The sequence below is a fragment of the Sphingobium boeckii genome (genome assembly GCF_014199215.1).
In the GTDB taxonomy this organism is placed as follows: domain Bacteria; phylum Pseudomonadota; class Alphaproteobacteria; order Sphingomonadales; family Sphingomonadaceae; genus Sphingobium_A; species Sphingobium_A boeckii.
Map to the genome: position 1 here is coordinate 234,411 of NZ_JACIJC010000001.1, position 10,590 is coordinate 245,000.

Annotated in this window: 11 protein-coding genes (1 of these 11 cut by a window edge); 7 read left to right on the forward strand and 4 right to left on the reverse strand. The window is 64.1% G+C overall.

The annotated features are described in order from the left end of the window. Nucleotides 1-54: 54 nt before the first annotated feature. The gene (locus tag FHS49_RS01205; RefSeq protein ID WP_246350178.1) at nucleotides 55-726 is read right to left on the reverse strand and encodes a DUF1345 domain-containing protein; all 672 of its coding nucleotides are present in this window, start codon (nucleotides 724-726) and stop codon (nucleotides 55-57) included. A gap of 184 nt (nucleotides 727-910) precedes the next feature. Here FHS49_RS01205 and hisS point away from each other — a divergent pair, with 184 nt between their 5' ends. From hisS to FHS49_RS01235, 6 genes are all read left to right on the forward strand, one after another. Next, complete coding sequence (gene hisS / locus FHS49_RS01210; protein ID WP_246350181.1) at nucleotides 911-2,251, forward strand: histidine--tRNA ligase; 1,341 nt, start codon at nucleotides 911-913, stop codon at nucleotides 2,249-2,251. Further along, on the forward strand, nucleotides 2,248-3,324 hold the full coding sequence (gene prfA / locus FHS49_RS01215) for a peptide chain release factor 1 (RefSeq protein WP_184014495.1): 1,077 nt from the start codon (nucleotides 2,248-2,250) through the stop codon (nucleotides 3,322-3,324). Before hisS ends, prfA begins: the two co-directional genes overlap by 4 nt. A gap of 167 nt (nucleotides 3,325-3,491) precedes the next feature. Then, nucleotides 3,492-4,319 (forward strand): peptide chain release factor N(5)-glutamine methyltransferase, encoded by an 828-nt coding sequence (gene prmC / locus FHS49_RS01220; RefSeq protein ID WP_184014496.1) that lies wholly within the window; start codon nucleotides 3,492-3,494, stop codon nucleotides 4,317-4,319. A 241-nt stretch (nucleotides 4,320-4,560) separates the two neighbouring features. Further along, a complete protein-coding gene (locus FHS49_RS01225) occupies nucleotides 4,561-5,472 on the forward strand; it encodes a DUF4167 domain-containing protein (protein WP_184014497.1) in 912 nt (303 codons plus the stop codon). A 135-nt stretch (nucleotides 5,473-5,607) separates the two neighbouring features. Continuing rightward, nucleotides 5,608-6,966: a DUF4139 domain-containing protein gene (locus tag FHS49_RS01230; protein WP_184014498.1), complete on the forward strand. Its 1,359-nt coding sequence runs from the start codon at nucleotides 5,608-5,610 to the stop codon at nucleotides 6,964-6,966. A gap of 17 nt (nucleotides 6,967-6,983) precedes the next feature. Continuing rightward, the gene (locus FHS49_RS01235; protein ID WP_184014499.1) at nucleotides 6,984-8,543 is read left to right on the forward strand and encodes a DUF4139 domain-containing protein; all 1,560 of its coding nucleotides are present in this window, start codon (nucleotides 6,984-6,986) and stop codon (nucleotides 8,541-8,543) included. A 10-nt stretch (nucleotides 8,544-8,553) separates the two neighbouring features. Here the strand turns inward: FHS49_RS01235 and FHS49_RS01240 are convergent, their stop codons facing one another. Both FHS49_RS01240 and FHS49_RS01245 read right to left on the reverse strand, forming a co-directional pair. Beyond that, complete coding sequence (locus FHS49_RS01240) at nucleotides 8,554-8,934, reverse strand: acyl-CoA thioesterase (protein ID WP_184014500.1); 381 nt, start codon at nucleotides 8,932-8,934, stop codon at nucleotides 8,554-8,556. Then, the gene (locus tag FHS49_RS01245) at nucleotides 8,931-9,224 is read right to left on the reverse strand and encodes a hypothetical protein (protein WP_184014501.1); all 294 of its coding nucleotides are present in this window, start codon (nucleotides 9,222-9,224) and stop codon (nucleotides 8,931-8,933) included. The genes FHS49_RS01240 and FHS49_RS01245 overlap by 4 nt, the downstream gene beginning before the upstream one ends. 66 nt (nucleotides 9,225-9,290) lie before the next feature. On the opposite strand from FHS49_RS01245, the gene FHS49_RS01250 reads away from it, so the two are divergent. Further along, a complete protein-coding gene (locus FHS49_RS01250; RefSeq protein ID WP_184014502.1) occupies nucleotides 9,291-9,719 on the forward strand; it encodes a CBS domain-containing protein in 429 nt (142 codons plus the stop codon). A gap of 3 nt (nucleotides 9,720-9,722) precedes the next feature. Here FHS49_RS01250 and FHS49_RS01255 read toward each other — a convergent pair whose 3' ends face one another. Next, nucleotides 9,723-10,590 carry the 3' portion of a lipopolysaccharide biosynthesis protein gene (locus FHS49_RS01255; RefSeq protein WP_184014503.1) on the reverse strand. Its footprint extends 629 nt past the window's final position, so 868 of the gene's 1,497 nt are visible here — the last part of the coding sequence; the start codon falls outside the window, past its right edge; its stop codon occupies nucleotides 9,723-9,725.

Sequence of the window (10,590 nt, forward strand, 5' to 3'; positions counted from 1 at the left end):
CCGACGAAGTTTAGGCCAAGGCGCAGCGATGTGAAGCCCCTTTTGGCCGCCGCCCTAGCTGCCCAGCGCGTTGATGGTGAAGGCCAGGATGCCGATGTTGAAGATGAAGGCGGCGATGCTTTGCAGCAGCATGATGCGGCGCATGTGCCGCCCGCTCACCGTGACGTCGGATGTCTGGAAGGTCATCCCCAGCGTGAAGCTGAAATAGAGGAAATCGGAATAATCCGGCTCGATCGTCCCCGGAAAATCGAGCCCGCCCTGATCCTTCTTCCCGTGAGGCAGATAGAAGAGATGCCCGTAATGCAGCGCGAACACGGTGTTGGCGAAGATCCAGGCGATCAGCAAGGTGCCGATGATCAGCACGATCGCGGCAGTGTCGGGCGCGGCACGATCGAGCATCACCGATGCGATCGTCACCAGCACGACCAGGCTGATCGTGGCGGTGATCAGCAGCAGGCCGAAGCGATTCGCATCATTATTCTGTGCCTGGGTCCGCATGGCCTGAGCATCGACCCTGAACAGCGAGACGATCGAAAGAAGGAAGCCGATAGCCGCCGCATCGAATCCGGCAAGCACCGCATGACGCCAGTCCATCAGCGCGGCCGCAGCGGGGATGGCTGCGCACAGCAGGATGCCGAACAGGATGAAGCGCCATGGGGCGATACGGTTGCCGATGGGGATGCGTTCGGGATGTTTCATCGCCGGATGTGTAGCGCGCTCGGTCATGCTAGGACAAATGCTGAAACATGGCTGAAATCCTGTGGCAACGATGGGTTGCCATTCAGGCGATGGCCGGTCGCGACACGTTCCTCCGCAAGCCGTGTAAAGAGACCCCCCTCGGAGCTACCGGCCACCCCTTTCTCACGCACGCTGGCGATTTGGCGAACTCTTCACTAGAGAGCGCAGCATCATGGCCGGAAACACACCCAATCGCATCCGTGGCACCCAGGATATCTTCGGGGACGAGCAGCGCCGTTTCGCGCGCGTGCTCGAAGCCTTTGAGAAGGTGCGCCGTCTCTATTGCTTCCAGCGCGTGGATATCCCCGTGTTCGAATCGACCGCGGTTTTCGCGCGTTCGCTGGGCGAGACCACCGATGTGGTGTCCAAGGAGATGTATACGTTCGAGGATCGCGGCGGTGATTCGATCACGCTGCGGCCGGAATTTACCGCCGGAATCGCGCGCGCCTACCTCACCGAGGGCTGGCGGCAATATACCCCGCTGAAGCTGGCGACCTCCGGGCCGGTGTTTCGTTACGAGCGCCCGCAAAAGGGGCGCTTTCGCCAATTTCACCAGATCGATGCGGAGATCATCGGCGCGGCAGAGCCCGCTGCCGACGTGGAATTGCTCGTCTTCGCCGATCAGCTTCTGCACGAACTGGGCATCGCCGATGGTGTGACGCTGCAGCTCAATACTTTGGGTGACGCGGAAACGCGCGATGCGTGGCGCGAAGCGCTGGTGGCGCATTTCGAGGCGCATCGGGGTGAATTGTCCGAAGACAGTCTGGCGCGACTGGAAAAGAATCCGCTACGCATCCTGGACAGCAAGGATCCGCGCGACCGCCCGATCGCGGACAGCGCGCCGGATATCGACGCCTATCTGACGCCTGCGGCTTCGGCATTCTTCTCGGCGGTGACGGCAGGGCTGGATGCGGCGGGCGTGGCCTGGACGCGCAATGCCCGGCTGGTGCGCGGGCTGGATTATTATCGGCACACCGCCTTCGAGTTTGTAACGGACCGGTTGGGCGCGCAGGGCACCGTGCTGGCGGGCGGCCGCTATGATGGTCTGATCGGTTCGCTAGGCGGTCCCGAGACGCCGGGCGTGGGCTGGGCGGCTGGGGTTGAGCGGCTGGCAATGCTGATCGATGAGCCTGAGGCAGAAGTCCCTTTCCTTACCGTGATTCCTGACACCCCAGAAGCAGAAGCAGGAGCTATCGCGGTCACAAGCGTTCTGAGGCGGGCGGGTATTGCCGTGGACACGGCATACCGAGGAAATGCGAAGCGAAGATTTGAGCTTGCCACTAAGCGCGGCTCGCAGGGCAGAGTCGTCGTGCGTTACTCGGATACAGGCCCTGCAGAGGCGCGTGGTCTTCTCATTCGGGTGAATGAGTTGGGCAGTGCCGCCCCAGCGGGTTCGGAGCTAAAAGAGCTGACATTAAATTCACTGGAGCGAGGATTTAAGGTTCTGCGTCATCAACATGAGCAGGACGGCTTCTCGATCGACGCGGTTCTCCAGCCTTTGTCCAACGAATGACCTCCATCTCCGCCGAGCGCATTGCCGCGATCGAGGCGCGGCGGGATGAGTTGCAGGCGATGCTTGCGACGGGGGATCTGCCGTCCGATCGCTTCGTCGCCGTGTCCAAGGAATATGCCGAGATCGAGCCGGTCGCGGGCGCAGCGGGCGAGGTACGGCGGTTGCGTGCGGAGGCAGACAGCCTGCAGCATATGACTCAGGATGGCGACGCGGAACTGCGCCAAATGGCGTCGGAGGAATTGTTCGAAAACCAGGCGCGGTTGGAGCAGGCCCAGCGCGAACTGGCACTGGCGCTGCTGCCCAGGGACGCTGCGGACGCTAAGCCCGCGGTGCTGGAAATTCGCGCCGGTACGGGCGGGGACGAAGCGGCTTTGTTCGCGGGCGATCTTTTCCGCATGTATTCGCGCTATGCCGAAACCCGCGGCTGGAAGGTGGAATTGATCTCCGCCAGCGCCGCTGACGTGGGCGGCTACAAGGAAGTGATCGCCAGCGTGAACGGGCAGGGCGTGTTCGCGCATCTGAAGTTCGAAAGCGGGGTCCACCGCGTCCAGCGCGTGCCCGTCACCGAATCGGGCGGGCGCATCCATACCTCCGCCGCCACCGTGGCCGTGCTGCCCGAGGCCGAGGATGTGGACGTGCATATCGAGGATAAGGATCTGCGGATCGACGTCTATCGCTCGTCAGGCGCGGGCGGCCAGCATGTGAACACCACCGACAGCGCGGTGCGCATCACCCATCTGCCCACCGGGCTGGTGGTGACGCAGCAGGATGAGAAGTCGCAGCATAAGAACAAGGCCGCGGCGATGAAGGTGCTGCGTGCCCGGCTTTACGAGCAGGAGCGTTCGCGCATTGCGGGCGAGCAGGCGGGCGCGCGCAAATCCATGGTGGGGTCCGGCGATCGTTCGGAGCGCATCCGCACCTATAATTTCCCGCAAGGCCGCGTGACCGATCACCGCATCAATCTGACGCTGCACCGCCTGCCCGAGATATTGGAAGGGCCGGGGCTGGAAGAACTCGTCGCCGCGCTGATCGCCGAGGATCAGGCGGAGCGCCTGGCGAATCTGGATGGGTGAAGCGCCTGCCAGTTCAGGCCGGATCCGATCCTGCGTATGAGCGGTCAGACGCCCGTCATTGCGAGCGCAGCGAAGCAATCCAGCGACGCTGGACAGTCCGCTGGATTGCTTCGCTGCGCTCGCAATGACGGATTTTTTGCTGGGCTGGCTGCCGAATCAAGTCCCGGATGACGACGGTCGCATCCGAATCCATCCGTCAGGCGGCCGCCCAACTCGGCGATACCAGCGATACGCCCCGGCTCGACGCCGAAATCCTGATGGCTCATGCGCTGGGGATCGCGCGCGAAACCTTGCTGCTCACGCTGCGCGATGCGGTGACGCCGGATGGCTTCGAAGCGCTGGTCGCGCGGCGGCGGCGGGGCGCACCCATGGCCTATATCACCGGCACGCGCGATTTCTGGTCGATCACGCTGAAGGTCGGCCCCGGTGCTCTGGTGCCGCGGCCCGATAGCGAGACGCTGATCGAGGCCGCGCTTGATCACTTCGGGGCGAAGGGGCCGCGCACGATCCTCGATCTGGGCACCGGGCCGGGCACGTTGCTGCTCGCCGCATTGGCTGAATGGCCCGAAGCAACCGGGCTGGGCGTGGATATCTCCGAAGAGGCGCTGGCCTATGCGCGCACGAACGTCGCGGCGCTGGGCATGGCGTCTCGTGCCGAACTGCGCCTGGGCAACTGGGCCGAGGGCGTGGATGCGCGCTTCGATCTGGTCCTTGCCAATCCGCCCTATATCGAAACGGGCACTGTGCTGCCGCGCGATGTCGCTGCCTATGAGCCGCATCAGGCGCTGTTTGCGGGGGCGGACGGGCTGGATGATTATCGCATCCTGGCGGGTCAGCTTGGCGCGATCGTCGCGCCGGGGGGGATGGCGGCGGTGGAGATCGGATCGGGCCAGCGCGCCGCCGTCACCGCGCTGTTCGCCGCGACCGGCCTCGATATCGAAAGCCGCTGCGATCTGGCGGGGCGGGATCGGGCGATATTGCTCTATCACCGGTGAGTGCGATTTTTCCTTGGCGTTTGCCTTGGGGACCGCTAGATGAGGGGAAGGGACGGGCAAATCACCGCATAATTCAGCAGATTTGCCGTTACCTGCCCCCAAAGTCATGATGTCGTTGAAACAGGCGGCTGTGGCAGAAGTCAGGGCGCGCCTTTTGGGCTGCGCGGCTGGCGGACAGGGGCAGCATCCGTAATGCCGGGAGCGTGCAGGATTTTACGCCAGAGCCAAGGATATCAGTAACTTGATAAATAATCGTCAGCAGTCCGGCCGTCGTCGCGGCCGTGGCGGCCAGCAGCGCCCACAGGGCGGTCAGGGCCGTTCGGATCAGGGTAGCCGCATCGACAACCGTGCCCGCGGCAATGCCGCCCAGTTGCTCGAGAAATATAAGACGCTCGCGCGTGACGCCCAGATGCAGGGTGACCGCGTGATGACCGAATATTATCTCCAGTTCGCGGATCATTATTTCCGCGTGGTGAGCGAAACGCGCGCCCGCTTCGAAGAAAACCAGCCCCGCCGCCCGCGCGACGAGAATCAGGATTTCGATGACGACGGCAGCGAGGATTTCCGCGCCGACGACTCTGCCGATGGCGAGGATGGCCAGTCCCAGCAAATTCAGGACGAACCCCGCGGCGATCGCAACCGCAACCGCTATCAGGAGCGCGACCGCAATCCGGAGCGCGATCAAAATCGCAACGGACAGGAGCGTAACGGCCAGGACCGCAATCAGGAGCGTGGCCAAGACCGCGCGCCGGATCGTGCTCCGGACCGGGAACGCCAGCCACGCCGCGACACGCGCGACCAGAATCGCGATCAGCAGGAGGCGTTTGCGCCCGAACCCCGTGCCGAAAGCCGCCCCGCGGCCCGCGCCGAACGCGCAGAGCCGCGCGCTGAAGCACGGCCGGAACCGCGTGACGAGGCCGTCAGCGAGGCGCGTCCCGAACGCCGTCCGCGCGCGCGCCGCACGCCGGCTCCGGAAGCCAATGGCCCGGAAGCCAATGGCAATGTGGTGGACGCCGCCGAGGATATCGGCATTGCCGATCGCCTGCCGCCTTCCTTCGCGCCGCCGGTGGAAGCCGAAGCGCCTGTCGCGCCGCGCCCTCGCGTCCGCCGTCCGCGCAAGACTGCGGATGCCGAGGCACCCGCCGAGAGCTGAAACCCGCTCGCAACCAGAATATTCAGGGCGGTTCCGAAAGGGGCCGCCCTTTTTATTGGTGCCCGGATCAGTTTCAGCTTCGTTCCGTCATAATCTTGAGGCATCAAGGTGCGTATAAACCTGTCTGGGGGGATCATGCGTAAATCACTGGCGTTGGCCGCACTTCTTGTGCCTGCAAGCGCGATGGCGCAGAGCGCGCAGGGCGATATCGCGATCACCATCTATAATAATGATATCGCGCTGGTGCAGGATACGCGACAGATCAACTTTCCCGATGGCCGCGTCCGTCAGGAATTTCCCGACGTCTCCGCACGCATCCGCCCCGAGACCGCGACCCTGGTGGCGGCCGATCTGGGCATCATCGAACAGAATTTCGATTTCGATCTGCTCACGCCCGCCAAGCTGATGGAGAAAGCGGTCGGCCAGACGGTCACGCTGATCCGCACCAATCCCGCCACCGGCAAGGAAGAGAATGTCCGCGCGAAGGTGCTCGCGGCCAATGGCGGCGTCGTCCTCCAGATCGGCCAGAGCATCGAAGTGCTGCGCGATGACGGGCTGCCGGTGCGCGTGATCTTTGACAAGGTGCCTGAGAACCTCCGCGCGCGGCCGACGCTGTCCGTCACGGTGGAGAGCGACCGAGCGGGTCCGCGCCCGGCGCGGTTGACCTATCTCACCGGCGGGCTGGGCTGGAAATCCGATTATGTCGCCCTGTTCGATGAAGCCAAGGGCGGGATCGACGTGCAGGGCTGGATCACGCTCACCAACAATAGCGGCGTCACTTATAACAATGCCGAAACGCTGCTTGTCGCCGGCGATCCCTACAATGGCGGTGGCTATTCAGGCGGTAATCCCAATCTCCGCCGGGCCGGCACGGAGAGCAATGATCGCGCGCGGCTGGGCGATTTCTATCTCTATCCGCTGGCGGCGCGCACCACGATCGCGAACCAGCAGACCAAACAGGTCAGCTTTCTCGATGTGAAGGCGGTGCCGGCGCGCAAGGCCTATGAGTTCGTCAACGAATGGCTGGCCAACAGCGCCAATCCGCAAAGCGCCGCGACGGTGCTGAAATTCACCAGCGCGCGCGCAGGCGGGCTGGGCGATCAGCTTCCGGCGGGCACGGTGCGCGTCTATATCCGCGACGCCAAAGGCACGCCGCAATTCATCGGCGAAAATAATATCGGGCATACGCCGATGGGTTCGGAACTGGCGATTCCCACGGGCGAAGCGTTTGACGTGAAGGTGAAATCCATCGTCGAATTGCGGGAGAAAGTGGGCAAGCTCCGCTGGAAAACGGCCATGCGCTATATCGTGAGCAATGCGCGCGACGAACCTGTCACGGTCGATCTGGCGCAGGATGGTCTGTGGGGGGACACCCGCGTTGCGGCGCAAAGCATCGAGGGCAAGCGGGTCTCGGCGGACCGGATGGAGTGGACCGTGCCGGTGCCCGCCAATGGCGAGACCGAAGTGACCGTCACGTTCGACACGCGTTTCTAAGCGCGGGCGCGCGGCCCATGCGGCTCCTAATCCTTCTTGCTCTTTTGCTCCCCGCGCCATTGCTGGCGCAGGTCGCGGTGACATCGCCAGCGCCCGATGGCGTCAGCGTGAGCGTCTACCGTGATCCCGATCGTGGCGAGGGCGGGATCAATCGCTGGTGGCCCAATGGCTTCGCGCTGATCACCGAGACGCGGACGATCGATATTCCGCAAGGCGAAGCGCAGATCCGCTTCGAGGGCGTGGCGGACAGCATTCTGGCGGAAAGCGCGATCGTCACGGGCTTGCCCGGCGGCGTGAAGCAGAAGAATCGCGATGCGGCGGTGCTTTCGCCCGCCGCGCTGATGGATTTCGCGATCGGCAAGCGCGTCTCGGTCCGGCGGACCATCCTGGCGACGGGCGCGGTGCGCGAGGAAGACGCGATCGTGAGGGCCGGGCCGAATGGCGGGGTGGTGATCGAAGGGGCGGGCGGCGTGGAGGCGCTGCGCTGCACGGGGCTTCCAGAGGCGCTGCTATTCGACAAGATACCGGAAGGCCTTTCCGACAAGCCGGTCTTGTCCGTGCTGACCATCAGCGATCGGCCCGCGCGCGCCACGGTCACGCTTTCCTATCTGGCGGGCGGATTCGATTGGGCGGCGAATTACGTGGCTGAACTGGCGCCCGACGGTGCGACGATGGATCTGTTTGCCTGGGCGACGCTCGCCAATGCGACGGGGCAGAGCTTCGTCAACGCCAACACCAATACGATTGCAGGGAAATTGAACCGGACGACGGCCAATGCCAGCCCTGCGCCGCCCGTCCCGATGCTACGGCTGAGCTGCTGGCCGCGGGGGACGACCAGCGATATCCCGGAGCGGAGCGCCGAAGATCTCTATGGCGAGAATGACTTTCCCAGCCCGCCGCCGCCGCCCGCGCCCATGGCCATGATGTCCCCGGCGATGGAAATCGTGGTCACGGGTTCCCGCGCCGATGCGCGGATGGTGGCGCAGCAGGAAGAATTGGGTGATCTGAAGCTCTATCGTATTCCCGAACCCGTGACCGTGGCCGCCAAATCGCAGAAGCAGGTGGCGATGATCGATCAGAAGGGGATCCCCGTCGAATCGCTGGTGCGGTTCATGGTCGAACCCTTCACCTCCCATGACATCCAGCCGGGTCAGCGCATTCTGAAAACCCGGAATGACAAGGCAAATCATCTCGGCCTCGCCCTCCCGTCCGGCACGGTCGAGCTGTTTGCGCCGGGTGCCGGGCGGATGCTGCTGGCGGGCAAGACCAGCCTGCGGGATCTGGCGGTGAACGAGGATGTGGAGTTCAAGCTCGGAACGGCACCGGGCGTGAACATGAATCACGTCATTCTGCAGGTGAACAAGCGCGGGGATACCACGCGGGCGGAGGCGACGATCACCAGCGACAGCGCTGCGCCCCAGTTGGTCGAGGCGCAATTCGTCCTGCCCGATGGCGCGAAGATCCTGGATTCGAGCGAAAAGCTGGGCCGCAAGGATGGCTTGCCGCTATGGCGCGTGACCGTCCCCGCCAATGGCGCGGTCACGCTGAGCTACAAGATCAAGCCGCCGCGGCGTTAGCACCGCTATCTTAGACGGGCGGCAGCGCCCTTGGCCGGTGATTCTCATCCAGCGCGACGAAGGTGAACAGCCCTTCGGTGACCTTCACCTTGTCCTCACGCGGGCCGCGGCTGGCGATCACCTCGATCTTGATCCCCATGGAGGTGCGTCCGCGCCGCTCTACATTCGCATAGACCGAGATCACATCGCCCATATGGATGGGCGCGATGAACGCCATCGCTTCGATTGCGACGGTCGCCGTTGCGCCCTGCGCGGTGCGCGCGGCGACGATGCCGCCGGCGATGTCCATCTGGCTCAGCACCCAGCCGCCGAAGATATGGCCATTGGAATTTATGTCGGCGGGCCGGGGGGCCACGCGCAGCACCGGCTCCGGGGGGCAATCTGAATTCATCTGTCCGGTCCTTCCGAATAATCCTGAATGGTCTCGTCATGGCCGCTGCCGGCGCTGAGGAACACCAGTCCCATCAGCGCGGTGCCCAGCAGCACGGTGAGCCCGACGCCCAAGATCGTCGCGATCAGCATGTGGATCGGCAGCGGTCCATACGTGGCGCGCAATATGCCGACCGCAGCGCCCACGGCGATCGCGGCCGCCAGCGCCATCCAGCGCATCAGCCGCCAATAGCGGCCCCAGGCGAACCGCGCATATTCCGGATCGGAAAGATCGGGTTTTTCGGCGCTCATGCCCTTCCCTTTGTCCGCAACTCATGGGAACATCAAGCAAGGCTCGACAATAATCGGAGAGGCGCCATGACAATAGGCAATATAGTTGAAGCCCATGATTTCGACGTGATCACGATCGCGGCGGATGAACGTGTCGGCACGGCGATCAAGCTTCTGGCCGAAAAGCGGATCGGGGCGCTGCCGGTGGTGGATGGCGGCGCGGTGCTTGGCATCTTTTCCGAACGCGATGTGATCTACGGGCTGCAGCGCGAAGGCCATGCGCTGCTCGATCGCGCGGTCTCGGAGGTGATGACCGCGCCGGCGGTCACCGTCGATCCGGGCCAGTCCGTCCTCGGGGCGCTCTCGCTGATGACCAAGCGGCGGATTCGGCATCTGCCGGTGGTCTCGGGCGGCGCGCTGATCGGCTTCGTTTCGATCGGCGATCTGGTGAAGCACCGGATGGACCGGATCGAGAGCGAGGCCAATGCGATGCGGGACTATATTCAGGGCAGTTGAAGGTCAGCGCTCAGGCGTTCCCGGCGGTGTCCGCCGGAGCGCCAGGTGCAGGATTTCATCCAGTGTCTGGCGTGCGCCTATATAGAGTAAGGCGATATAGCTCACTCCCCCTGCGCTCACGAGCAGAAGCAGGCGTATATATGGCGCCATCGCGGGGAGCAGCCGATCCAGGCCCCAGACGATTGCGCCCATCGCCGCCGCCGCGCACAGCCCCGGCGCGATGGATCCGCCCAGTGCCCGCCAGCTTACACCGATCGCGGGTAGCGACATCATGCAGGCCACCCCCGCATAGAGCGGAAAGCCGGTCAGCCATGCCCATGCCAGCCCCGTCGCGCCGAATCGCACGCCGATCAGAAAGGCGATCGTCATGATCACCGCGCCCGCGCCCGTGATCCAGGTGCTGATCCCCGGCCGGCCGATCGCATTGGTAGCGGGGGCGAACAGGATCTGGAGCGTGAGGAACGGCATGGCGAAGGCGATGATCCGCACCAGCGGCACCATCTCCGCCCATTTCGCGCCGAAGAGCGTGAGCACGACCGGTTCGGCCGTCACCGCCAGGCCGACATAAAGCGGCAGGGTCGCCAGCATGATGATTCGCAGCGCCTTGGTGAAGGCCCAGGAGAAAGCCGCCCGGTCATGCTGGAGGCGCGAATAAGCGGGGAAGGCGACATCATTGAGCGGCGGCACGAATTTCGTCGCGAAGATCTGCGTCAGGAACAGCGCTTCGGCATAGATGCCCAATTGATGCGGGGTCAGCCAGCGCCCCGCGATGAACACATCGGCATTGCTCTGCACGATCCAGAAGAATTGCGTGAGCAGCACCGCGGCACCGAATCGAAACATGCTGCCCGAATCGCGAAAATTGAAACTG